Origin of the sequence: Nostoc punctiforme PCC 73102 (assembly GCF_000020025.1) — a bacterium.
Lineage (GTDB): Bacteria > Cyanobacteriota > Cyanobacteriia > Cyanobacteriales > Nostocaceae > Nostoc > Nostoc punctiforme.
In genome coordinates, this window is sequence record NC_010628.1 from 7930663 (window position 1) to 7956149 (window position 25487).

The following is a 25487-nucleotide window of genomic DNA, read 5'->3' on the forward strand; positions in this document are numbered from 1 at the left end:
TGTCGCTATGAGGCGGCACCATTTCTGTATGAAGATTGACCCAGTTGATGGGTTTACTGGTAATACTTTAATAGTTGTCTAACGTTTTTCAGAAATATCTCTAGCCTTGGGAACTGCACACGTTAGAGCAATAAATCATCTCAGGCTCTTATTAATGGGAGCATCCCAGTTTTTATTTAGTGAGCAAAGATTAATCCATTAAGATAAGCTCTGGCGTTGAGCTAAGACTTGAGGAACGTTATCAGATTTCCATTGTGCGCCAGAAATTTTGGTTCGACGGTCAATCTGTTTGACAGTAGACTCAATAGCACCAGAACCAATGGAACAGATTTGTTCTGCTTGATAATATTGGTAATTGACAATCCGGTGTCGATGTTTCTCAAGATAAGTACAGAAATTAAAAGCTTGTTTTAGCTGACAGTCAGCAAAGACAGCGATAGCATCATCAACTTTTCCTTGCCAGAGAAGGATTTTAGCCTGATTGAGCCGTTGATTAGAACCGCCAATCTTGTGTAGGTTTTCCATCAGATGAAACCAATCAAGTACTTCCCGACGCTGGTGTTCGGGAGCAAAATCGCGGACAATATTCCAAATACCGTCATGGCCATCGCCAAGACAGGTCAAGATAGGAGCAATTGATTGGCTTTTGACCCAATCAATTACAAGACTATTTTCTTGAAATGAGGCAGCAATAGCTTGTTTTTCATGTAAGCAGGTAGCTTTATAACCCTTCCAATCACAGACTTGTCCCTTGATTGTACGAATGCGTATATTTCCTCCATCCACACTCAATTCTTCCACAGTTGATTCTACTTGCGGTAATTCAAAATTTTGACGATGCACTAATCGTTGCTGCACACTTTTTGATACTTCTACACCAGTTAAATATTCAATATCTTCTGCCGCACGTTGATACGATACCGACGCGCTGATTCGTAAGCAACAAGCTTCTAAATATGGACTCAATTGATTATGGGGTCTAATTTCTAGCTTTTGTGCTTGAGAGTTTGTAATTGGCAGTTCTCCAATAATACTTTTTATTTTTCGTTTGTATCCTCTGCTTTCTCCTGTGGCATTTTCGATAAAAAAACCCTACTTCTGGCATTACATGCTTCCGCATTTGAGAGCGTACTACTTCTTCTATTTTTGCCAAACTTGTGAGTTGCTCACCCGTAGTACTTTTGTACAGTATCTTTGCTATTGCACGAGAATATTCTTTTATCTGTTGTTCTTCTTCAGGAGTCATTGATACACCTAGTCTTGATGACTTTATTATCCCTTCCTGATATCCCCTTACTTCCTGACTTCCGTTTTCTGTAACAATCCTTCCCTGTTATTTATTTGTTTTGGAATAATAAAAACTGGGATGCACCCCTTATTAATGCTCTTTGGAGTCAATACTAATTTTGCCAAATATGTCAAACAATTAATGGCGTTAAATCTGCCTGGGAAGCTATAAGGCTTCAATTAATAGGTTATCATCCTGCCAGAAGAGCACATTTTCTTTGACACTAAACTTTACTTTCTTCTACCCAAATATTTGCCCCTTTAAAAACTCAAGGTTTCAAAATGGACAAGGTTTATATACATGATGAGCTAGACTGTCATGTATAACTTGGGATAATAGATCAATATTTAGGCACTAGATAAAAGCCTCAAGTACCACTACGTACAGAAGATGAGAAATTTGAAACTGATTATAGAAATTTACCGAAGCTGTTAAGATCGATTTGCCTAATCGATGAAGCAAAGCATGGGATAAACTATTAGAAATAGCTGAGAAAAATTAAGTAACCAGAAGTGAAGTGATAGAAATTTTTGCTCGCGGTGGCGAATTATATTAAGTGTTATCTCTAGGCTACTTAATATCTATGCACTTACCTCAGCGTGCCTCTGCATTTAAAAAAGAAAAAAGGTGGGCATTACCCACCCGACATAATTTATCCTTTAACACAAAGAACTTGCTTTAGTGTTGCTACAACTTCAACTAAATCTGCTTGATTTGCCATCACTTGTTCTATTGGCTTATAAGCACCTGGTATTTCATCTAGTACACCCTCATCTTTGCGGCATTCTACACCATTTGTTTGCTCTATCAAATCATCAAGTGTGTAGACATTTTTTGCCTTATTTCTAGACATTAAACGCCCCGCGCCGTGGGAACAAGAACAGAAACTATGAGCATTACCTTTACCCTTAACAATGAAAGACTTTGCTCCCATCGAACCAGGAATAATCCCATAATCTTCAGTCTGAGCCCGAACTGCACCCTTACGAGTAACGTATACATCCTCGTCAAAATGCACTTCTTTTTCGGCGTAATTGTGATGACAATTAACTTGCAATAAAGGTTTAGTTGCTTTCCCGCCTACTAAATGTTTTTCAACTATGTGCTTAAAACGCGCCATCATCACATCGCGGTTGACACGCGCATAGTTTTGTGACCATTGCAAATCATGCCAATATGCCTGGAATTCTCGCGTACCAGCGACAAAGTGAGCCAAATCAGGGTCAGGTAATTTATTACCTGCCATTTTTGCTAATTCTCTGGCTGTGTAAATATGACACTGGGCGAGTTTATTGCCGATGTTACGCGAACCTGAATGCAGCATCAGCCAAACTTGATTCTCTGTATCGAGGCACACTTCAATAAAGTGATTTCCTCCACCGAGAGAACCCATCTGTTTCATTGCTTTACCTTGTAGGTCTTGCACACCGCGATGCAAGTCTTTAAAATCATCCCAGTGTTGCCAGTTACTGACGGATTTTTCAACGTCTTTATTTTCGTTGAATCCAGTCGGAATTGCTGCTTCAATATCCAGGCGGATTTTCTTGAGTTTACCTTCTAGTTGTTCGGCGGTAAATGATGTTTTGATAGCACTCATCCCGCAGTTATGAACAAATACTCCGGCTTTCAGGGCGAAATTATGGTACTCCGGTACTGTTAGACAGTAAACATCCTCTGTGTAATTTAGTAGATTTACTGCTACAACCTTGTGATTGCATTGATGTTCTTTTCTGCGGTGATTGTGGAGTCCAATTGGAGTTTTGACATCTACACCACAAATCTCACAGGTATAGTATCGGTTAGCAATCTCTTGAGACTTTCCTCTCCCTTTTTCAGTCTTGTTATATTCAACTAGATATTGTTTACCCCGATTACCATTACCTGCGACTGCATTTTTAAAATGCTCTGGTTGCTGTTCCATGTATTGAAAGATATTCCTAGTTCCCCGTTCAGCATAGTATTGGTATCCTTCTGAAGTTTTTGCTTTTTGAGCAAGGGAAGCAACTCTTTTTTCTTCAAATTCGGCAGAATGCCAGTGTTGGTTACGCTCCACTAGAGAGCGGTGGTAAGCAGAATGATCGCGATTACCCATGAATTCAAGATTTTCTGGTCGATTATCAGATTCATCGAAATTCTGATGATGAATAAATGTTTTCTGTCCCTCAAATCTAGGAACCTTGCCTAGTAACCCAGATCTGGCAATAATCCAGTGTGCTTTTTGCCATCTGCTGGAGTATGGCTGAGTAATCAGGGTGTAGCCATCTTTGTCAGTCTTGGAGTAAAAGGGCATTAAGGAAGTCTCTGCTTGAAGTAACTGAGCTTCTTTATAGGTTCCGTCCCGAAGCATGAATTGGTGATCGGGAGTACAAATAATTTCTTCACCGTTATCCAGAATCACTTTCACGAGTGGAGCATTCCGTCTAGTCAACTTAGCAGTTGCTTGAGCCGCAACGATTTTTCCTGTTGGCGTACAAGCATAAACAATAAACTCTGTACCCCAATCCATTAGGTCTTTAATACGATAAGATTTACCATCCGCTAGAGGAATTAAGGTATCTCCTATGAAGCAACCAATATCTACACCGACAGCAGCAGGGATAATTGCCTCTTTGGTTGCAATTACAGAACCAACTAAAGCACCTTTGCCTAAGTGGACATCTGGCATTAAGGCCACGTGCTTAAACACAAATGGTAAGGATGCCACATTTTTTGCCATCTTAGTTTCTTCTGGGCCCAAAGAGTGATTTGCCCAAGATAAAACGGGTGCTGGTGTGGTAATTTCTAACTTTTCGTAGGGCATAATTTATTCTATTTTGGATTTTAAATTTTAGATTTTGGATTAGGTCTATGTACTGATAATTTATCTAGTAATTTTTAGGGTTTTTAGTAAACACTAAATTCATTACTACTAACATACTTACCCATAAATTTAAACTTTACATACTACTTAGTTGTAGCAATTTAAATGCTTATTGTCTTTCATTTAACTCGTTCAGTCTTCGTGAAGCTGAAGAACTACTTTTAGGGAGTAGCATATTTATACTACAAATGTAACTTATACGATTACAAGCGTCAAGTCCATACCACAGAGAGAAAACAGATGTTTCCTAAATATATTAAAATTTGTAAAGAAAATTACTCTGTTAAATAACTCCTTAAACTTCTGACACAATATGGCAGTCCGTCAAGATACAATCTGGGAACGTTTTTTATCTCCTGTAATGCGTCTTTTGATTGATGAAGAAGGCTTACGGCGTTACGCTGATAGTATAGATTGGGAGAAAGAGGGCGATCGCTTCCGGCGAGATGATGTCATAATTCCCTCGTACTACAGTAGTCAAAACTTTCACGGGATTACAGGCGGCTATCTCACTTACAATGCAGCAGTTAGTTACGATCCGATTACCCAATATGTTGTGCCGCCTAATGAAACTATTGTCCGTCAAGCCTTAATTGATGCTGTTAAGGTAAAACCACGACGCATACTTGATTTAGGTTGTGGCACAGGTTCCACTACTTTAATGTTAAAACGGGCTTTTCCCGAAGCCGAAGTTATTGGTTTGGATTTATCACCCTATATGCTGGTAAGGGCAGAAGATAAAGCTAGAAATTCTGGGTTAGAGATAGTCTGGCGACACGGAAATGCGGAAAAAACCAGTTTCAGAGATGCAACATTTGACTTAGTGACAGCCTCTTTGCTATTCCACGAAACTCCAAATGAGGTGTCCTTAGCAATTTTGCAGGAAAGCTTTCGGTTGCTAGTAACTGGAGGGCAAGTCCTAATTCTAGATGGAAATCAAAAGACTCTGCGGCAGTTAGAATGGCTTAATGATGTTTTTGAAGAGCCATATATTCGTGAGTATGCTGCTGGTAGTATAGAGGCGAATATGGGTGCGGCCGGATTTGAAGCCGTGCGATCGCAGGATGTATGGTGGATAAATCAGGTAACTGGCGGCGTTAAACCGATCGCAACTGAAAATGTCCGTCGTTATACTCCCACATCAGTAGATAATAATGATTTGGAGGGACTTGGATCTCCCGCATTTGGCATAATCGCATGAGTTTAAAGGCAGTTCTCTTTGATTTCAATGGTGTCATCATTAACGATGAGCCAATCCACCTACAACTGATCGATGAGATTCTCATTGAAGAAAATCTCCAACCCCAAAAGGTGAGTGAGCGTCAAGCTTCTCTTGGACGTAGCGATCGCGCTTGTTTTCAGCAACTACTCGCTAATCGTGGTAGAGTCGCTAACGAAAACTACTTAACTCAGTTGTTGTACCGCAAAGCCCAAGCTTATACGGTGGAGTTAGAGAAAATAGAGAAACTGCCTTTATATCCAGGTGTAGAAGACTTAATATATCAGGTGCGATCGCGGAATTTGAAATTAGGATTAGTCAGTGGCGCTCTTCGCCAAGAAATAGAATTGGTACTCCATCGTGCCAAACTAGACCAACATTTTAAAATTATCGTTGCGGGCGATGACATAACCACCAGTAAACCAGAACCTGATGGTTATTTACTGGCAGTAAAATGCCTAAATAAAGAATATCCTGAATTAAACCTTCAACCACAAGAGTGTCTGGCAATTGAAGATACCCCCGCAGGTATTGCCGCAGCGAAGCGATCGCAGATGCAGGTTGTTGGTGTAGCGAATACTTACCCATTCCACATGCTTCAGCGCTGCTGTAATTGGACTGTTGATTATCTCAGTGATTTAGAACTGGAACGCGTGCAGAAGATTTATTCTCAAAAAGAGCCTCAGCCATCGGCAACTGAATGTTAGAATACTCTATGGTGATAGTCTATTGAGTTAATGAGTAATATTACTCTTGACTTAGCAACGATTCAGGGGAATTAGCTCAGTTGGTAGAGCGCTGCGATCGCACCGCAGAGGCCATCGGTTCAAATCCGTTATTCTCCATTTGGATATTCGCAAATTAAATGTCGCAATTCGCTAATTAAAGTTAGATAAGAATGATAAAGGTGCGTAGGGGAAAAGGGGAGCGTCGTCGCCTTTGCCAATATACCAGGCGATTAGAAATCGCCGCTACATAAACGAACGCTTAGGATCGCTCCTTTCCTGGAAATTTGGTAAGGTACAACCGCCGATGTTGGGGTAACTCAATTGACGTTCCCCATCCTGTAGAGAGATGAGAGATTACGGTAATTTAAGATAAAGTCGTCGAAATAGTGTAAATGGAAGCAAGATCGATATCAACCTGCTTCACTCAATTGATAATGACGAATATATAGTTTGCCGAACCACTTAGATTACCATCAAACCACTGTGATAGAGCGGGTTGAAGCATAGAGAAAATTGTTATCGAAAAAGACGTTTATTGTTTGAGGAAACCTCCTATGAAACCGGATTACCTAATTGTAGGCAGTGGTTTATCAGCATTGGTCTTTGGCGCTTTGATGGCAAATTCCGGCAAGACCGTGCAAATACTCGAAGCTCATGAGCATCCGGGCGGCTTTGGTCACACGTTTACGATGGCTAAAAAATACACGTTTAATGCTCAATTCCATTATGTTTGGGATTGCGGTGAAGGACAAACGGTTAATCGGGTACTCAAGAAATTAGGCTTGGATCGGGAGGTGACTTTTGAGCGGTACGACCCAGATGGTTTTGACCACATGCGAATGCCGGGATATGCGTTAGATATTCCTTCGGAACCAGAGGAACTGATCCAGCGATTATCAGCGCTGTTTCCTGCATATAGCGTTGGCGGAGCCTCTCGATCAGAGAATCGCATTCGCCAATTTGTTAACGATGTTGAAAAAACGAGCGCAGGTTTAAAAAGACTCGCTCCCCCAGTTAAGCCAATTGAACTGTTCAAACATACAAATGAAGTGTTTTGTACCGTTCAATATCTCAACAGTACACTTCAGGATGTATTCGATAAGTTTCAGCTACCCCAAGCCGCCCAAACCCTATTAGCTCTGCAATGGCCTGATTTTTTGCTGCCTCCAAATCAACTATCGTTTTATGCCTGGGTCGCTTTATTCAAGGGCTATCAAGCAGGTGCATTTTACCCAACCCAGCATTTTGAGCATGTTATCAATTCCTTAGTCAAAGTGATTGAATCACACGGAGGGCAGGTATTGCTCAACCATGAAGTTACGAATTTTAGAGTCATAGACCGAACAGTTACGGGAGTTGAGGCGATGGATCTAACCACCCATCAAACTCACGAATTTACAGGTGATACCGTGATTTGCAACATTGACCCCAAAAAAGCCGCCAAAATGATAGGTGAGTCAAAGTTCTCTAAAACCGTGCGCCGAAAACTCAACTATGAGTATTCTGCATCCAACTACATGGCTTATTGCGTCGTCAAAGACCTCGACCTGCGAGACTATGGATTTGGCAAGTGGAATGTTTTCCACACTGGTCATCAGGATTTGAATGAAGCCTTTGCTCAGATGTATGAACACAATGACTTTTCCAATCCTAGCTTTGCCATAACAACGCCGACTTTATTGACACAAGCGAGTCGGGATTGTCCAGAAGATTGCCAGATTGTTGAATTCCTTACTGTTGCTAATTACAACTACTTTAAGCAATTGCGACAGAGCGATCGCAAAGCCTACAACCAGAAAAAGCAAGAAATCTTCGCTTCTATCCTGGATGTCATGGAAAAAGAATATGTGCCGAACTTTAGAAAGCATCTACTCTTTCATATCACCGGCAGTCCCACCACCAATGAACGTTATTGCTGGTGTCCCAACGGAAATTCCTACGGTTCTAACCTCACACCGCGCAACATGGGTTTGGGACGCTTGAATCACGAAACCTCACTCAACCATTTCTATTTCTGCAATGCTTCATCAGGCTATCCCGGTTTTGCTCCCACATTCTGGACTGGGGCATTGCTGTATCAACGATTATCTGGTGATGTGCTTTTAGGCAATAGCTAAACAGACAGCCAGGAAGAGGAAAGGGGGCAGGGAGCAGGGGGCAGGGGGAGAACTCCATACATAAATGTATTTGCTCTGAAACCCTAAATTGTAGGGGAATCTTAAATCTCCTTTCCCCGCTCCCCTGCCTCTTCGGTCACACATATTATTCATATTCAACAACTGAGAGGTCAGTTATGAGAATTGCAGTTATCGGTGGTGGAGCCAGTGGTATGGTTACAGCTTACCTACTTGATAAGCAAGGGCATCATATCACCGTATTTGAACGGCAGCCCATGTTGGGGGGGCATATTCGGACACTCAACAAGAATGTGAAGCCCAACCAATCTGATTGCAATGAAATGTTGGAAAGTGGAGTGCTAGAATTTCCTACCGTATTCCACAACTTTGTTGCTCTTATGCAAGAGCTAGGAGTGGAACTAGAACCCATCCGTGTCGGTTCAGCTTTATTCCCCAAAGATGGCAGTCCCTTTTTCTCGAAGGTCACGAATGAGAACAACTATACAGGCATCCAACGCTTCATTGAATATCTGCGGTTCGATACCATCCATACCCGTTCCCTTGGATTATGGCTAAAAACCCGATTTGCCCAGATGGAAGATTTTTACAATCGCCCACTGTCTCAATATGTAAACAACCAAAGTATAAGCAATACCTGGCTAAAGTTGCTAACGATGTATAGCTACTCAATGCCCTTTGAACTCATTGATAACTTTCCCGCAGAGATGGGAATTCCGATGTTACGCGACTACCTCGCAGTCAAATGGCTCAGGATTAAAGGCGGTGTATATTCCTATATTGAAAAAATTCTGGAGCGATTTCAAGGGGAAGTTTTGTTGAATGTGGAGATTGTTAATATTTCTAGAAGTCCAGATGGTGTGATAATCCAGCGATCGCACGGTGAGATCCAAGAGTTTGATAAAGTCGTATTTGCCACACCACCCGACCAAGTGATAGCACTGTTAGCTGACCCAACCGAGGCTGAAATTAAACGCTTCTCAGATTGGAAAGCCAATTATGCAACCACTACAATTCATACTGATATTTTCATGTACGATCATCATCACATCCACCACCCCTCGGAATTTGATTTCTTCCAGACAGACACCCAATGGGGATATAACAGTTGCTTAAATCAGCTTTGTGGCATCTCATCGCCACAGCATTATTTTTTATCGTTTCAACTAGAAGAATTGATTGCCAAAGATCGCATTATTCACACTCAAGAACATCACACGCCGTTGTATACCACTGAATCTTTTCGATATCGAGACGAAGTAGTTGCCACTAATGGAGAGAACAATACTTACTATGCGGGAGCTTATCTAGGAGATGGATTGCATGAAGGAGCGATCGCGTCTGCCTTTCGAGTTGCTCAACTCATTGGTTCACCCTTAGCTGTTTCCATTTCTGGATTCAACGACAGAAACGCAGATACAGTAGAGATAGCGGCGGATACGGCAGGTATTGGAAAATATTTAACTCATCCCCGTTTCCATCGATCTTGAGATTTTAGTTATAAACCCTTAATTTTTACCTAACGTGTATTGACTACTGCGATCGTTTCTATGGTTCAAAAAAGAACAAACTCATGGTTCTGTTGAATAATTTCATTCAAGGCAGCCATATCAATTAAAAATGCGTCATGTCCGTGGGTTGACTTTAACCACGACAGTTGAGCATTAGGGATTAAATTTGCTAATTCTTGTTGTTCTACTGGCGGATAGAGAATATCAGAATCAATGGCGACAACTAGAGTTGGTTGCTGGATGCTTCCCAGAACAGATTCATAATCTGATAAATTAGGAGCCGTGCGATCGCGTGCAATATCGTGCCCATCCATTGCATGGGTGAGGATAATATAAGTATTGGCATCAAATCGTTCTGTCAGCTTTTGACCTTGATGCTGTAAGTAACTCGCTATAGCAAACTTCTCAGATGGATCATACTGCCGTCCAAAGCGGGTTGTAAAACTATCCCAAGAACGGTAAGTAGACATCGCCATCATTCTCGCCACTGCTAGTCCTTGGTTGGGAGGCGCATCCAGGGTGTAGTTCCCTCCTTGCCAATTTGGATCGGCATAAATTGCCTGTCTTTGGGCTTCACTTAATCCAATACACCAAGCGGAATGTCTGCCAGAAACAGCGATAGGTGCAATACTTTTCACCTTGTCGGGATATAATAATGCCCACTCCAGTGATTGCATTCCACCGAGCGAACCACCAATTACGAACCGCAGAGATTGAACACCCAGGTATTCTAGCAGTACAGCTTGTAGGCGAACCATATCTCGGATTGTAATTTTAGGGAAGGATACACCATAAGGCTTTCTGGTTGTTGGGTTGATAGTAGTTGGCCCTGTTGTACCGTAACAACTTCCCAAAATGTTGCTGCACACAATAAAATCGCGATCGGGATTGAAGGCTTTCCCTGAACCAAACAAAGGTTCCCACCAATCATCAGCATCAGCCGAACCAGTTAAGGCATGACAAATTAGTACCCCATTATCGCCTTGAGCATTTAACTCTCCCCAGCTGCGATAAGCAACCTGAACCCCAATTAATACTTTGCCGCTTTCAAGTTGAAATGGCACTGTAAGCTGGTAAAACTGGGTTTGTGGTGAGATGAAATCTGAGTAGATCATATCTAGAAGTGGGGAGATGAGGGAGGCAGGGGAGATAAGGGGACAAGGGGACAAGAGGTGAGAACTTGAAACAAGTCTTTCCCCTTGTCCCCAATTCTCCTTGTCCCCAAGTCCTCTTGCCCATGCCCCATGCCCAATTAAGAATTAAATCTTAACTTGCCCGAATGCTTGCTGAAAATCCTCTTTAATATCGTCGATATGTTCAATTCCCACTGATACGCGCACTAAATCGGGCGTTACACCTGCTGAAAGCTGTTCTTCATCACTTAGCTGTTGATGAGTTGTGGAAGCGGGATGAATAACGAGGGTTTTAGCATCACCAACATTTGCTAAATGACTTGCCAATTTCACATGATTAATAAAAGCTTTACCTGCCTCCAATCCACCTTTGATGCCAAAGTTTAAAACTCCCCCAAACCCATGCCGGAGATATTTTTTCGCTCGTTCATGATATGAGTGATTAGGAAGTCCGGGATAATTAACCCATAATACTTGCTCTTGCTGCTCTAACCACCGAGCCAATTCTAAGGCATTGCTGACATGACGATCTACACGCAAAGAGAGAGTCTCTAATCCTTGCAGTAAAAGAAAGGCGTTAAATGGACTCAAAGATGGGCCAAAATCCCGTAACCCCTCGACTCTAGCGCGGATAATAAAAGCAATGTTGCCAAAGGAACCGCTAGGCCCAAACACTTCTTGGAAATTCAGCCCATGATAGCCGGGTGCTGGCTCAGTAAATAGTGGAAATTTGCCGTTACCCCAGTCAAATTTACCCGAATCGACTATTACGCCACCAATGGAAGTACCATGCCCACCAATCCATTTAGTTGCAGATTCAACTACAATGTCTGCACCATGTTCAATGGGTCGAGCTAAATATCCACCAGCACCAAAGGTATTATCCACAATTAAAGGTATGCCGTTTTCGTGGGCAATGTGAGCTAAAGCGGCAAAGTCAGGAATGTTATACTGAGGATTGCCAATGGTTTCAACGTATAACGCTTTGGTGCGAGCGTCGATCGCCTGACGGAAACTTTCTGGATCGTCTCCCTCGACAAACTTGACGTTAATCCCTAAACGTGGTAGTGAGACTTTAAACTGGTTATATGTTCCCCCATACAAAAAACTAGTGGAAACGATATTATCCCCAGCCTGAGCGATGGTACTGATTGCCAAGAATTGCGCCGCCTGACCACTAGCGGTTGCTAATGCTGCTACACCCCCTTCTAGTGCAGCAATCCGCTTTTCAAATACATCCGTCGTCGGGTTCATGATTCGGGTGTAAATGTTGCCAAATTCCTGGAGAGCAAATAACCGCGCTCCGTGTTCGGTGTCGTCAAAAACGTAGGAAGTCGTTTGGTAAATTGGTACAGCACGGGCATTATTTCCAGGAGCCGGCTCTTGTCCAGCATGAACTTGCAGAGTTTCAAAACGATATTGTTCAGACATCAGCAGTTATTTTGGTTTCCAATTATACAAATAAGTAATATGCTATTTGAGCGTTGGGTTAGATTAATCGACGGTAATCTGTCAGGCTTACCGTATTTTACAGTTATTTTTAGTAAATTAAATCATAGTGTAAGGGCGCACAGTTGTGCGCCCTTATCGTCAGTAAACCAAAAAGTTTTTTCCAAAAGATCGATTATCGAACTTCTTGTAGCCTGTGATACTTTTTTTTCTTTAGTGCTGAACCAGCGCCAATAATGCCAAATATTAGCAGAGCGAAAACAGAAGTGGGTTCGGGAATTGTAGTTAATTGGTCCTTACTAATTTTGTAAAGTTTCTGGGCATCTGCAACATATAAGTTTCCACTAGAATCGAATTCTATTTCACGAGGAAACGCATCACCTCCGCCAAGAAATCCTGTAGCAAAAGTATTTATTTGATTATTCGATATTATATTTATTGCAGAAAGTCTACCACTGTTAGTGAAAAAGTCTCCCTGATTGGCAACAAAAAAACTTTTGGCAGTGGGGTTAACTTCTAAATCAATAATTCGACCTGGAATAGATTTGAACAAATCTGTTACGTTACCAGACATTGTTGCTTGCTTAATTACTCCAGGGCCATTACCGTTGTTAGAGTTGTCTCCAATAATTAGCGAATCAACCGTAAATGCAATACCGAACGGCCCTGACAAACCACTAACAAATGTTGTTACAGAACCCTCTGGAGATATCTTAGAGACAGTTCCCTCTGTAAAACTAGCCACGAAAAGGTTATTATTTTGGTCAAAAGCTAGTTCCTCTAAGGTTGGAGGTAAGCCACTAGCAAAATTGCTGACATTCCCATCTTCTTCTCGGAAGAGACTACCGTCAAATAAAGCACCAAAGACTTGCTGACTTTTATTGATAGTCAGTCCCCCTATAAAGTTATTAAAACTGGCAAGAGATGACACATCTCCTGATGGGGTGGGTTATTTTGAGCAAGTCGCTACTTCCACTAAATAAATTCCTGGCTACATAAATATTGTTGCTGCTATCAACAGCTAAACCACCTACTTGTACAAACTCAAATGAGCCAGTTGAAATCCCCTGAACTTGATATCCAGATGGGATAATTTGAATTGCTTGTGCCGAGTTGACTTTCATCACTGTTAAGCTCAATGCAGTTCCGGCGGCGGCAACTGCGACTTTCTGGGAAATGCCAGTCATTCCTAATCTCCTCCCCCCATGATTAGCTTTATTTAATCAATACCTTTGCCAAAATAAGAGCCTACAAAAATTTTGGCAAAAATGGCAAAATAACTCATAAATAAGGGTTTAGCTTACAGGGGAGCTTGGAAGCTCAAACCCTTGATACTGCGGTCGATACGTTAATTATACTCTAGCGAGAGTGACAAAAGAGGGTTAGTCATCCCTGCCTCTTGAATCGTTGAAAAAGCAGTTTCCGCGATGATGCGATGAGCCGCAGCTGTCGGATGAATGCCATCCCAGAACAAAAACTGGTCTGGGTTACTACAGGTGCGATCGCCAGATAGACATGGACTGATGACATTGGTAAAGTTAAAAGCTGCCGGTTTTGCGATTGCATGTCGATATAGCGCGTTAGCATCTAATTGCACAATCTCAAGATCGGAATGCTGTTGACCTAGTACCTTTAGCGATCGCCTCAAGCCTTGATTATGTGCTTGTGTTAATGCACTGAGGCTCACAGAATTTGTACTGTTTCTAGTGGCAGGTAACTGTCCTAAATCTGGTAAATTTCCTACCAAAATCTTTTTAGCACCCACATCAGTTAGAGAGTTGATTGCCGTCGTCACATTTTTAACAGGAATACTTGCACTGCTTACTCCTTGCAAATAATCATTTGCTCCTGCCCACAGCACATACAAAGCATCTGGATTCGTCTGTTGATGTGTCTGCGTAAACGATTGCACTTGATTTAGCAAGCTAGGTACATAGCTGTTGCCAACATTGGCAGTAGTTGCTCCTCCATAAGCAAAATTGTGAGTTTGTTTAGGGGAAAGATGGAGGCTTTCGGCAAGATACTCAATCCAAACCCGACCATTCGAGTAACGCCCTTGAAAGTAAGTTGGGTTAGGTGGGTACATTCCTCCTGTCGCCCGGAATACCATCCCTGTATCCGAAAGACTGTCTCCAAATACATAAAGTTCTGAGATGGGATGAGTTTTATCCATAAATTTTGCCGCTACAACCATAATAAAAATAAGGAGAGCAAGTCCTGTTCTTAAAAGCCACTTTTTTCTTTGCATTAAACTTTTCTGCAAACCCTAAAGACTACAGATGTTGATGACTATTTTTGTGATTAAAGATTGAGCTTGCAATTGAACACTTCTCTAACTTAACAAGCTAGCTTGAGGGCTAGTGAGCAAAACCGGATACTTTCAGGTGTGGATTTTGCTAATTGTTTTAATGACATGCTGTTGTGTTTTGCCCACAATGCGTAGGCGTAGCCATTCTCTACGAGAGGCTGCGCTCAGGAACCACCCGTCGTAAACATCGCAACGAAAAACCGATCAAATTGCTTATGGTTGCATAAAGGCGATCGCCTGTTCGAAGAGTCGTAGGAAGTTTTCGCGAATCTGGAAAACTAATTGCTGCAATGCTTATGAAACTCAAGACGCGAGTTGAAAAATTGCATAAATGTTCAACTCGCCTCAGTTAAGTACTAGAAAATTACAATCGCTCTGTTATATATCTCGACTTAACGGGATTTTTATCGCTCAATTGCTTCACCCTTTTGGGTGAGTCAGATATCAACCGATCAGATGACCTGAATGAAGGAAGCTGAGATTAATAATAAAGAAGATTCTATTACTTAAGAACACCGATCGCATTTTACCTAAGAATAACCTGATGAAACTCCTTACTTTAATAAATTCTACACTTATTTTTGCTTCTATTACTCTTGTACCTGGATTCGCTGTAGCTCAAACAGCTACTAACAATAATAATGAAACAATTGCTATTAACTCTAACAATTTACCTGGTAACTCTATTTCTGTGAATTACCTCCAACCTTTCAATCTAGTTACTTTTGCGTATCAGGGAGGTTTGAAGCAGCACGGGATTCCTAGTGGAGAAATGCTAGTATTTGAAACTCAGAACAGAAATATTATTGCAAACGATTTGGTGAAAGCTGCTGTTAATGCAGATAAATTACCATCAAAAGCTTTAAATGACCAAAATTATCTAAGTGCTGTTAATTTACAACTCAACGCATTGCCTGATTATGCTGCTGCGGATTGATTGGTTTTTCTTATATTTTTTCTAAAGCCAAATTTGTGAGTATACTATATTCGTGTGCTTCTTACCAAATATAAATAAAAGCATTTTATACACAGCGATTGCTGGTGTATAAAACAAAGTTACATATTGAAGAACAATTCCTAGATTTTGACAGAGCTTGTGCATATAAGTTCTGTTATTGTGTGTTGAAGGCACAGAAAATTGTATAATCAACAACCTATCAAGCAAAAATTTCGTTTTCTATAGAGAATGACAGAAGTAATTAGAACAGGGAGCCTAAATAACATCGAGTCCATTGAGTTTGAAAAGCGGTGCTTGCACAAAGCCAGAGAAATAGGCGATCGCAATAGTGAAGTCATTTGTTTAGCAAGTTTGGGCAATGCTTATCAGTCCATTGGGGAGTACCACCTGGCAATTGAGTTTTATCAGCAGTGGTTGGATATAGCGAAAGAAATAGGCGATCGCTTCGGAGAAGCCAAATCTTTATCTGGATTGGGCAACGCCTACCAATCATTGGGGAAATACCAGCGGGCGATTGAATTTTATCACCAGTGGTTGAGTATCACGAGGAAAATAGGCGATCGCACTGGAGAAGCCATTTGTCTAGGAAGCTTGGGCAATACTTATGAATACCTGGGCAAGTACGACCAAGCGATTGAGTTTTATCAGCAGTGGTTGAGTATCACGAGGAAAACAGGCGATCGCACTGGAGAAGCCATTTGTCTCGGAAGTTTGGGCAATACTTATGAATCATTGGGGCAGTACCAACTGGCAGTTGAGTTTTACCACCAATGGTTAGAACTGACAAGATTAATTAGCGATCGCAATGGGGAGGGCATGGCCTTAAGTGGGTTGGGAAGTGCTTATAAGGCTTTGGGACAGTACCAAAGAGCGGTTGAGTTTCATCAATATTCATTAGAGATTAGAAAGAATCTTGATGACCAAAATGCAGAAGCAAACTCCTGGTTTAATTTGGGTTTAGTGTTAGAAAAAATCAATCGCGAATCAGAAGCGATGAATGCCTTTTGCAATGCTCGCGGGATTTATCACGCAATGGGAATTGATGCAAGCCTGCAAGATTGTAATCATGCGATTGAGCATCTTTCTCAAAATGTTTCAACCATAGCATCTCGCTTCTGGTTTGAGAGATGGTTCAGTCATTTGTCGCACTTAATCAAAACTGATTCTAACCAGTAAATCTTTTACCACTGATTCAGATAATATAAGGATATTTTAAAAGCTTTTGACCATTTTAATCGTTAAATATAGATTAAAATCCACTTTTAAAACATCCTCTGAATCCAGTGAGATTCTATCAAGAGGATGGATATTTATTAAATACCGCAACTGAATTCTTACCATCAAAGGCAAACACCGTAAACGGGTCTTTTCGATTCCCCATCTCCATACCAGGAGTACCTACAGGCATTTGAGGAACAGATAAACCAACAACATTTGGCTTTTCTTGAAGCAAACGTTTGATATCGTTTGCTGGGACATGTCCTTCAATGACATATTCATTAACAATTGCTGTGTGGCAAGATGACAAGTTATCTGGTACGTTGTACTTTTGTTTGACTGTTTCGATGTCAGACGTGGAAAAGTCTGTGATTTCAAAACCTTGTATCTTTAAGTGGTCAATCCACCCGCCACAACAGTTACAGTCGGGACTATGATATACAATGGCATTTAGTGCTGTTGATTTTAATGGTGTATCTTTGTCCTGAATACCTTTAGTAGTACTTACTAATTGAGCATTAGTTGCAAGAGAATTAGGAAAAACAGCTTGAGCATTACTCATAGAAGCGGTGCTTCCCAAGATGCCCAACACCCCTACTGTGAGACAAATTGTTACTACTACACGTACCAGCATGGGAAGTAACCATTTTTGCCAGCAATAAATAAATTTTTTGTGCGACATCTGAGACTTCCTGATTAAAACATTGCATAAATTTGTTTTAACAAATTCTTTTCAAAAAGACTCTGCGTACCTTTCCTTTGTGCTTAGTTTGCGTCCCTCTACGTTTAAAACACTACAAATTTAGCAATTCATCGCTTTAAAATGCCATTGCATTGCCTAACAATGCCAATGCATCGCCCGACAATGCCATTGCATCACCTAACAATGCCATTGCATCACCTAACAATGTTATTGCATCGCCTGACAATGCCAATGCGTCGCCTGATAATGCCATTGCATCCCTCTGCATTTAAAAAGGTAAAGTTATGATTTTACCCCTGCTACGTCTTAGAGGTTGTTTGAAAAGTGTTTCGCTGTGACTTTAGGCACTTTGAGATCCCCCTAACCACCCTTAAAAAGGAGGATTTAGGAGGATCTAGAACTTTTGATACCGACAAGAGGACTTTTAAAACATCCTCTTATAAAGTAAAAGCGATCCTTTCTCAGTCATCACAACTGCAAGCCTATACACATAGCGGCTTGTCGCCAGATATCGCTCTATCAAAGCTACAATTCCTTACCCAATTGCGACTAAAGACTGGGGTCTTTCAGCTGCTTTGTGCCATACCGATTGTCCTGTCAACAGTTCTACAACCTGCATACCATTGCCAATTACACCTGGTACACTTGGATACCCAGCACTCGCTCCTACCAAAAAGAGATTAGGTAACTCTGTCATATATCCCAGACGATTTAAACCAACCTGCTTAGGTACTAATTTCGCACCATAAATATTACCTTGCGGTTGTCCTAGATAAAATTCGCTGGTAGTAGGTGTACCATAAACTTTCATCCGGGCATATTTGTCTACATCGGGAATCAAATCTCGCACACTTGTCATAATCTGCTGATAAAATTCTCGCTTTTTGGCTTTATATGCTTTTGGGTTGCTTTTGTAGAGATGTTCAAATGGTTCATAAGAACAGACAGTAGCAATTTCTAATACATGATGTCCCTCTGGTCCCATCCCTGGTTCGCTAGATTTCATCGTCGGACAAGAGAGGAAAATCCACGGTTGGCTAAAGTCACCTTCCAATTGTTGTTGATATTCTCTGTTCAGGTCGCCTGTGGGATAATACCAAACATTCCAGTTACCAATGCCGTAGCGTTGAGGATCGAAGCGGCTATCTAAACCCAGGTAAATATTAAAAGCACTGGCTGAGTATTGGTAATTAGTGAGGCGTTTATACTCTTTTTGACTCAAAGCTGTAATATCATGCATTAACTCCACTGTTAATTTGGGGTCGAGGTCGCTGATATAAGCTTTGCTGGCGCGATAACTATTACCATCAGCAAGGACACTATGGACACTATGGTTGCTAACTTGAATATGGCTCACCGGGGTTGAGTACTTGATGACACCTCCACCTGCGGTAATTACGTCTGCAATAGTGTCAACAAGGTGTTTGAAGTGATGTTTTGGATAATAAGCGCCTTCTGAGTAGTCCCAAACTAAGGAAGTATGGGTGAGTAGCGCAATTTCCTGCGGTGGTAGTGCATAGTCGCCACTTTGCCCCGCCAGTACTGCTTGCAGTTTAGGCGATAATCCGACATGGTTATACAAATCTTGCAGTGTCCAATTCCGCTTCCAAAATAAATTCAAATATTTTGGTAGTTTTAACCAGTCAGACAACTTTTGATCGTACCAGCGTACCTCCTGCACTAAGTTGCGAATTTCTTGGTGGAGTTGCTGAATTTCATTGCAGTAATGGTTAATCGCACCAGCTTCTTCTGGAAATGTTGAGAGTAAACGCGATCGCAAATTTTCCCATCCCAAAGGAATTTTGAAATCCGCCTCTGGTGTGATGACTCGATCGATACAGTCAGAATCGAGACTATTAAAGGGCACATTTTGATGAATATAGTCGAGAAATTGAGTTATGGTCTGACCAGAACCACATTGAGAGATGTAATGCACGTCAGCACAAAAATGGTATTCTCCGTAATCAAAGGTGTGACAGCATCCGCCAGGTAAATAATGTTGCTCTAGAACTACTACCCGATAGCCTTGTCGAGTTAAACAGGCTGCGGCCGAAAGCCCACCTAGTCCGGCTCCCAGAATCACATAGTCGAAGATTTCCATATCAGCCTCCTTTGGCAATTTTGATTTCTATTGATTTCGGTGTTATGACTTTTTATCACCGTTCTTGTAGTTTTAGAAATGCCAAAATACTCAGCGTATCTTCACCTAGATTTGTAGATTTTATCTAATAAAAATTAGGTAGAAGAGCCATTCGATATAAGGTGTAAGGATTTTTCTCGGTGATAATGGTAATTCCTGCATCGCTAAATATCAAAAGATTTAGCGAATAATTTAGCTAACATTTAGATACCCTGAAAGATGTTTAAAGTAGCCACTTAACTTAGCTATGAATTCTTGTCAAGGCTTGCAGATAGTTAGCAGAAGATAATTTAAGAATCTCAGTCTTGTTAAGGAGCATCCTCAATTTTGCTATTGTGCTGCATTCAGACAGGAATGAGAGAATTAAAAAACGAACCGTAAATAACACAACATCAAGAGATTTATAAAGGATTTTTGCGTCAATTTAGTGATTTTTTGAAAAATTTGGATGCTCCCGTATTTTTATCCATCCTTTATTTATTCAGCTTATCGAAAACCAAAAAAATGTTTGATAATGTTTGCTTTTCTTAATGAATATTGGCTAAGGTTTAAATTACTTTAAAGTTTACTTGCTAGATAAGTGCAAGAGCTAAAAAAAGATTATCTATTAGGAGCTGAATACCTAGGAAACAGCTATTAAATATCAAAAATTTATTGCTATTAACACAAGTATAAATGCACAACTTTATACCCTATTCTATACACGTAATATCATTTCTCGAAATACCTGATACAAATGATTTGTTTCTAACTCTTTCTCCCTGCTACCTATTTGTACCAACTTTAAAGTGAAACAGTATAAGAGCTTCTCTCAAGGTATGAGATGAGAACTGCTTTGTATCCCAAAATCCTTGTAGAAGTGAGAATGTCACTCTACAATTAACTAATGACTATTGACCCATTTGCAGCACTTGTAGGACAACCGCAAGCCATAGAATTACTGACTCAGGCTGTCAGACAAAACCGGGTTGCTCCAGCGTATCTATTTGTGGGGCCAGATGGTGTAGGAAGAAGTTTAGCAGCCAGGTGTTTTGTGGAATTGCTATTTTCTAGTGAGTTGGGAGTCACTGCAGCTTTACAAAACCGTTTGCGTCAGGGGAACCATCCAGCTTTGTTGTGGGTGCAACCGACGTACCAATACCAGGGACAACGATTAACAGCAGCAGAAGCGGCTGAGAAAGGACTGAAGCGTAAAGCACCACCTGTAATTCGGCTAGAGCAAATTCGGGAAATTACCGAGTTTTTAAGTCGTCCGCCCTTGGAAGCACCAAGGAATGTGGTGGTGCTGGAAGAAGCCCAAACAATGGCAGAAGCCGCAGCCAATGCTTTACTTAAAACTTTGGAAGAACCGGGACAGGCGACGTTAATTTTAATTGCACCTACACCTGAGTCTGTTTTGCCAACTTTGGTGTCCCGCTGTCAACGCATTCCTTTTTATCGCTTAGATGCACAGTCTTTGGCTGTTGTACTTACACAAACAAGTCATCAAGAAATTTTGCAAAATCAGGCAGTGCTGAGTATAGCAGCTGGCAGTGCTGGAAGTGCGATCGCATCTTACGAGCAATTACAAACTATTCCCCCGGAGTTACTCGAAGATTTGAAAAAAGCCCCTGCTTCCTACCGCAAAGCCTTGGAGTTAGCCAAGAAAATTGATAAGGATTTAGATACAGAAGCCCAACTGTGGTTAGTTGATTACCTTCAGCAATTCTACTGGCAGCGTTGGCATCAACCCAGTATTATTAATCATCTAGAAAAATCTCGTCAATACTTGCTTGCTTACGCTCAACCTAGGCTTGTTTGGGAATGCCTGCTTCTATCTATATGTCAAAAATAAAAATTGCACTCACAAACTTTTGTACAAATAGCAATATTAAATAATATTACTTAAGCGCCTGTAAATAATTAGTACTTGTGTATTATTGATATTAAGCTACGCAAAACGTCTTGTAGAGAATGCGGCGAGTTAAAAGACATTACCCAAAAACACTGTAATTTGCTTAATTTTTAAATCTTCATAGCAAACAAAAGTCTTGCGGAGGATGACTAATAAAGGCTGTCCGATTACTATCTTTGAAGATTGTACCCGTGACTTATGATGAAGTTATCGCAGACAATTCCAGTTCTTTTTTTAGGGGCAATTTTGGCTGTGCTTTCCCCTGAACTTTGTGCTGCTTTCAATGTTCAAGAGGTAGCTAGTCTTGGCCAAACATCAAGCGATTTACCAGTAGTCAAATCAGCAGGATTGTCCCCCGATATGGATGTCCCTTGGTCGAAAGCCGTGAGAATTGTTGATCCCTTTGAAGGGGAATTTCTTGGGGTTTTTGACCGCAACTCTTTAGATGGCTATTTGTACCGTGAAGGTTCAAAACAAGTTATTAGCTTGTGGACTCCTTCAAGCATTCGAGTCCTTGTGACAGTAAATTCTGGTCAAGCAAAGTCTTCTTTCTATACCGCAGGTTATGTATATCCCAGACATGACTTTATTAGGTTTGTCACTACTAAGAAAGTCGATAAAATTTTGCTCAAAGTCAGAGAAAAAGTTTTTAAATTAGACGGTTCAATCGGTAGTTTTGCTGTCAGTCAAGAATTAGCTACTGCTTTAAAAAATGCTCCAGATGAAAACTTAAACATCAGGCTAATCTTGGAAGGTGGTCAAACTGTTGATAGCGAAATTGGCAAAGGTACAGTGAAAGGTTGGCGAAGCATTTATTAAGCAAACGCTCTTATATGGGACATAATTCTGATTCAAATAATGACCAAATAATTACTAATTTGTAATACTTCTAGAAAGTGCAAAGTGCTACTTAATTAGTAACTATATGAATGCTCGTGAGACATTGCTGGCGTTTAGAGGTCTAGTCTGAAACGCCCAATTGCATAGGTGTAGTCCGTCGTAGACATCGCTCTTTAATTATCCAAGGCTTTGAGACTGCTGGTAGCGGCGTAAAGCAGATTGGATATTTTTTTTACAAACCTCTTCACCAATTACCTGAGAAAGCGATATCTAACGAGAAGCCGCTACGCGTCTACGCTACAACTGAGAACCCACTTGTTTGATATAGTCGTGTTCATAACTTATATGAATCTGCTCCGCAATTTCCGCATAGGTGTGTCCTAGCCAACTTTCCAGCAAAACCACAGATTGAACATCATTGAGTCTTTGCCCAAAGGTAGAGCATAAAAGAGTATCAACTAGATTCAGCGCCTCTTGTGCTGTCATGGGTGAGCCTGCTTTATTTCTACGTTGAACTTAAGAAATATCTCCTTGAAATAATATATTTACGTAAAATGTCACATTTATTTACAGCAAAAACTCACTTTATCTCACCGACAGAGCGCTTATATTTAAGCTAATAATTAATACAGTGTAATTAAATTATGCTTACATCTCAAAGTATAAAAAGGAAATCAGCAAGATGAAATTTGGTATTGATATGGGACACAACTGTCCTCCAGATACAGGAGCAACAGGCATCAAACAAGAAGATGCTTTAACTAAAGCAGTTGGTACACAATTGATACAAAAACTCAGAGCAGCAAATCATACCGCCATCGATTGCACTCCTACAAGTGCTAGTAGCGTAACCGATTCTCTCAGACAAAGAACTAATAAAGCGAATGCCAATAACGTTAATGTCTATGTTTCGATTCACTTTAATAAATTTAACGCTAAAGCTCATGGCACAGAAATTTATGCCATTAGTAACGCATCACAAGGTATTGCTGAATCAGTTCTCAAAGAAATTGTTCAACTTGGTTTTTATAACAGAGGGGTGAAAGATACAGGTTTCTTTGTTCTAAAGAATACACAAATGCCAGCTATTTTAATTGAGTGCTGCTTTTGTGATGCCAAAGTAGATATGGATCTATTCGATGTTGAAAAAATGGCGGAGGCAATTAAAGATGGATTAATAGGTCAGCCAAAACCAAAGGAACCTAAAGCTGATAAGAAATACATTTTGGAAATAACAACAAAAACCTTCTTAAAGCCTTCTACAGAACAGGCATCAGACTTACCAAAAGATTCTATCTTTGAGATTGAGCCAGGAGATTACCCAGTTTTGGATGTCAGTTTTGAAGAAAATCATTATTCAGTTAAGTGGCCCGATCAAAGTAAAGGAAACCGAAACGAGCATTTTGTTTATGCTGGGCATGCCAAAGTTATAGAAAAAGATTAACTAATTCTATTTCAATCATTTGTTCACATTTGTAACCCCGGTTTATCTAACAAATTGGGGTTATATAAATAGTTTTTAAAAGGAAAACTCCATGCCATTACTAGATGATTTAGTAAACAATTATTCTAACAAAGATTTAGTAAAAATATTTACACAAGTTGGTATTGAAAGTACAAAAATTACCGATATCAATCGGCAAATATTAAAAGAAGTTACCCTCGCTCAATGGTTACTAGAATCTACCAGAGCTAAAAGCGATCTTGCTGTCAAGGCTAATAATTTTGCGGGATTAAAATGGCGGATTCCTGATATGAAGGGGTTTGCTGAACCGTTGAAAATCAAGGTTCCTTCTGAGCCAAAAGAAGTTGAGTTCTGTAAATTTACGGATATAGACGCTTTTATTATTGGTTATTGGAAGTTTTTAACTCGCACACAGTATAAAGGTTTAGAAGAGTATACTAATACACCAGAAAATTTTCTTGGCTTTCTCAAGGCTAAAGGCTATTCATCCGATCCTAAATATGTCAGTAAAGTTGTAGATTTGCTTCCAGAGGCACAAAAGTTACTGGCTAATGCAGGTGGAGTCACTATTCCCGCTTCAGTTGAACAACTTCAGTTAATTCGTGTGCCAAAAGAAGTTGAATTAGGGCAAAATTTCAGGGTTGAAGGCGTAGCACCTTTAACCAATAGTGGCAAAGTTTTGTCGATTACGAGTGACGATCAATTTCTAGCCCTAAGTGTAGCAATTAGTCAGGATGGCAAATGGCAATTTGATTTCGTTTTTAAACAAGAAGGCGATCGCCGGATGATAATTACTGTTGACGATCAAACTTTAGAGATCCCCATTAAAGTTGTTGTTCCTTTTGATAACAAGGACGATGAGAACACTCAACAACCTACAGCATCCAGCTTCCCAGGTGCGAAGGTAATCAAACTCGATGGTAGTGTGGGAATTGGCGGAGTCAATAAATCTGCTGATGTTAAGGCTATTAAGGGGCGATTGTATGAGCTAGGCTACAAATGGGTAGGCGATCCTGACAGTGCAGACAGAGACAGAGGACTATTTGATGCGATCAAACTATTTCAATCAATTATTGCCGGTCGCAGTACTGTTAATGGTGATGGTAGAGTTGATGTTGGTGGAATAACTCATCGATGGTTGCAAGCAGCTAATGCACCACGGTGGGAGTTGATGCCAAAAAGTGACCCGAATAATGGTTTAGTTAACGGTGAACTGGAAGATACTCAAGATAACCACGATTTTGGAACACACTGGTTAGCTGATGTGATTAAAAAAATTGCCCAAGATTATCAAAAAAGTTATCGTAACACTCACCCCCTAGCTGCTCCATTCGCAATTAACGATGTTAGTCTTCCTCATGGAGGCGATACTCCCGATCATCATGGACATGAAACTGGCATGATGTGCGATATTTATTTACCCCAAAAAAATGGGAATTTTGGTGGTATTGTTTGGTCAAGTTCTAACTACGATCGAGATGCTGCACGAGCTATTCTCAAGTCTATTACTAATCAAAAGCTGGTACGGGCAGTCTTTTTCAACGATCAACAGCTAATTAAAGAGGGACTTTGTGTTTCTCTAAATGGTCACGACAATCATATTCATTTTGAAATTAACCCACCAGTAAGGAGCTAATT

Annotated in this window: 21 protein-coding genes and 1 tRNA gene; 11 read left to right on the plus strand and 11 right to left on the minus strand. The window is 40.7% G+C overall.

Annotated features, from left to right (window positions below):
• Positions 1–198 precede the first annotated feature (198 nt).
• Both NPUN_RS32620 and NPUN_RS45035 read right to left on the minus strand, forming a co-directional pair.
• Positions 199–1246, minus strand: a protein-coding gene (locus NPUN_RS32620; RefSeq protein ID WP_086000600.1) for an ISKra4-like element ISNpu15 family transposase whose coding sequence is annotated in 2 segments (ribosomal slippage) — positions 199–1092 and positions 1094–1246 — 1047 coding nt in all. Because the reading frame shifts where the segments join, the coding sequence is not laid out codon by codon here.
• 694 nt (positions 1247–1940) lie between these two features.
• Positions 1941–4088, minus strand: a complete 2148-nt coding sequence (locus NPUN_RS45035; RefSeq protein WP_012412628.1) for an intein-containing RctB family protein — start codon at positions 4086–4088, stop codon at positions 1941–1943.
• 373 nt (positions 4089–4461) lie between these two features.
• Between NPUN_RS45035 and NPUN_RS32630 the strand changes: the two genes are divergently transcribed.
• The 5 genes from NPUN_RS32630 to NPUN_RS32650 all read left to right on the plus strand — a co-directional run bounded on the left by NPUN_RS32630 (position 4462) and on the right by NPUN_RS32650 (position 9720).
• Positions 4462–5349, plus strand: coding sequence for a class I SAM-dependent methyltransferase (locus NPUN_RS32630; protein WP_012412629.1), 888 nt, complete (start codon positions 4462–4464; stop codon positions 5347–5349).
• Positions 5346–6074, plus strand: coding sequence for an HAD family hydrolase (locus NPUN_RS32635; RefSeq protein WP_012412630.1), 729 nt, complete (start codon positions 5346–5348; stop codon positions 6072–6074). The genes NPUN_RS32630 and NPUN_RS32635 overlap by 4 nt, the downstream gene beginning before the upstream one ends.
• A gap of 65 nt (positions 6075–6139) precedes the next feature.
• Positions 6140–6212 (plus strand) — tRNA-Ala (locus NPUN_RS32640).
• A 437-nt stretch (positions 6213–6649) separates the two neighbouring features.
• Entirely contained in the window at positions 6650–8212 is a 1563-nt protein-coding gene (locus NPUN_RS32645) for a phytoene desaturase family protein (protein WP_012412631.1), read from the plus strand.
• Between the two features lie 176 nt (positions 8213–8388).
• Entirely contained in the window at positions 8389–9720 is a 1332-nt protein-coding gene (locus tag NPUN_RS32650) for an FAD-dependent oxidoreductase (RefSeq protein ID WP_012412632.1), read from the plus strand.
• A 65-nt stretch (positions 9721–9785) separates the two neighbouring features.
• On the opposite strand, the gene metX is transcribed toward NPUN_RS32650, so the two are convergent.
• The 5 genes from metX to NPUN_RS32675 all read right to left on the minus strand — a co-directional run bounded on the left by metX (position 9786) and on the right by NPUN_RS32675 (position 14496).
• Positions 9786–10856 (minus strand): homoserine O-acetyltransferase MetX, encoded by a 1071-nt coding sequence (gene metX, locus NPUN_RS32655; protein ID WP_012412633.1) that lies wholly within the window; start codon positions 10854–10856, stop codon positions 9786–9788.
• A 144-nt stretch (positions 10857–11000) separates the two neighbouring features.
• The gene (locus NPUN_RS32660; RefSeq protein WP_012412634.1) at positions 11001–12305 is read right to left on the minus strand and encodes an O-acetylhomoserine aminocarboxypropyltransferase/cysteine synthase family protein; all 1305 of its coding nucleotides are present in this window, start codon (positions 12303–12305) and stop codon (positions 11001–11003) included.
• A gap of 193 nt (positions 12306–12498) precedes the next feature.
• Entirely contained in the window at positions 12499–13254 is a 756-nt protein-coding gene (locus NPUN_RS32665; protein WP_012412635.1) for a PEP-CTERM sorting domain-containing protein, read from the minus strand.
• On the minus strand, positions 13232–13510 hold the full coding sequence (locus NPUN_RS32670; protein ID WP_041565779.1) for a hypothetical protein: 279 nt from the start codon (positions 13508–13510) through the stop codon (positions 13232–13234). The genes NPUN_RS32665 and NPUN_RS32670 overlap by 23 nt, the downstream gene beginning before the upstream one ends.
• A gap of 161 nt (positions 13511–13671) precedes the next feature.
• The gene (locus NPUN_RS32675) at positions 13672–14496 is read right to left on the minus strand and encodes an SGNH/GDSL hydrolase family protein (RefSeq protein WP_234711018.1); all 825 of its coding nucleotides are present in this window, start codon (positions 14494–14496) and stop codon (positions 13672–13674) included.
• Between the two features lie 679 nt (positions 14497–15175).
• Here NPUN_RS32675 and NPUN_RS32680 point away from each other — a divergent pair.
• The gene (locus tag NPUN_RS32680; RefSeq protein WP_012412637.1) at positions 15176–15568 is read left to right on the plus strand and encodes a hypothetical protein; all 393 of its coding nucleotides are present in this window, start codon (positions 15176–15178) and stop codon (positions 15566–15568) included.
• A gap of 249 nt (positions 15569–15817) precedes the next feature.
• Positions 15818–16765: a tetratricopeptide repeat protein gene (locus NPUN_RS32685; RefSeq protein ID WP_012412638.1), complete on the plus strand. Its 948-nt coding sequence runs from the start codon at positions 15818–15820 to the stop codon at positions 16763–16765.
• 118 nt (positions 16766–16883) lie between these two features.
• Here NPUN_RS32685 and NPUN_RS32690 read toward each other — a convergent pair whose 3' ends face one another.
• The 3 genes from NPUN_RS32690 to NPUN_RS32695 all read right to left on the minus strand — a co-directional run bounded on the left by NPUN_RS32690 (position 16884) and on the right by NPUN_RS32695 (position 19611).
• A complete protein-coding gene (locus NPUN_RS32690; protein WP_012412639.1) occupies positions 16884–17489 on the minus strand; it encodes a DUF411 domain-containing protein in 606 nt (201 codons plus the stop codon).
• A gap of 136 nt (positions 17490–17625) precedes the next feature.
• Positions 17626–17763 (minus strand): hypothetical protein, encoded by a 138-nt coding sequence (locus tag NPUN_RS42305; protein ID WP_167315692.1) that lies wholly within the window; start codon positions 17761–17763, stop codon positions 17626–17628.
• Between the two features lie 282 nt (positions 17764–18045).
• A complete protein-coding gene (locus tag NPUN_RS32695; RefSeq protein WP_012412640.1) occupies positions 18046–19611 on the minus strand; it encodes a phytoene desaturase family protein in 1566 nt (521 codons plus the stop codon).
• A gap of 925 nt (positions 19612–20536) precedes the next feature.
• Between NPUN_RS32695 and NPUN_RS32700 the strand changes: the two genes are divergently transcribed.
• Complete coding sequence (locus NPUN_RS32700; RefSeq protein WP_012412641.1) at positions 20537–21484, plus strand: DNA polymerase III subunit delta'; 948 nt, start codon at positions 20537–20539, stop codon at positions 21482–21484.
• A gap of 258 nt (positions 21485–21742) precedes the next feature.
• Entirely contained in the window at positions 21743–22363 is a 621-nt protein-coding gene (locus NPUN_RS32705) for a hypothetical protein (protein WP_148220390.1), read from the plus strand.
• Between the two features lie 318 nt (positions 22364–22681).
• Here NPUN_RS32705 and NPUN_RS32710 read toward each other — a convergent pair whose 3' ends face one another.
• Positions 22682–22870: a helix-turn-helix domain-containing protein gene (locus NPUN_RS32710; RefSeq protein WP_041565780.1), complete on the minus strand. Its 189-nt coding sequence runs from the start codon at positions 22868–22870 to the stop codon at positions 22682–22684.
• A gap of 196 nt (positions 22871–23066) precedes the next feature.
• On the opposite strand from NPUN_RS32710, the gene NPUN_RS32715 reads away from it, so the two are divergent.
• Complete coding sequence (locus tag NPUN_RS32715) at positions 23067–23828, plus strand: N-acetylmuramoyl-L-alanine amidase (RefSeq protein ID WP_012412643.1); 762 nt, start codon at positions 23067–23069, stop codon at positions 23826–23828.
• A 91-nt stretch (positions 23829–23919) separates the two neighbouring features.
• The gene (locus tag NPUN_RS32720) at positions 23920–25485 is read left to right on the plus strand and encodes a glucosaminidase domain-containing protein (RefSeq protein ID WP_012412644.1); all 1566 of its coding nucleotides are present in this window, start codon (positions 23920–23922) and stop codon (positions 25483–25485) included.
• Positions 25486–25487 lie beyond the last annotated feature (2 nt).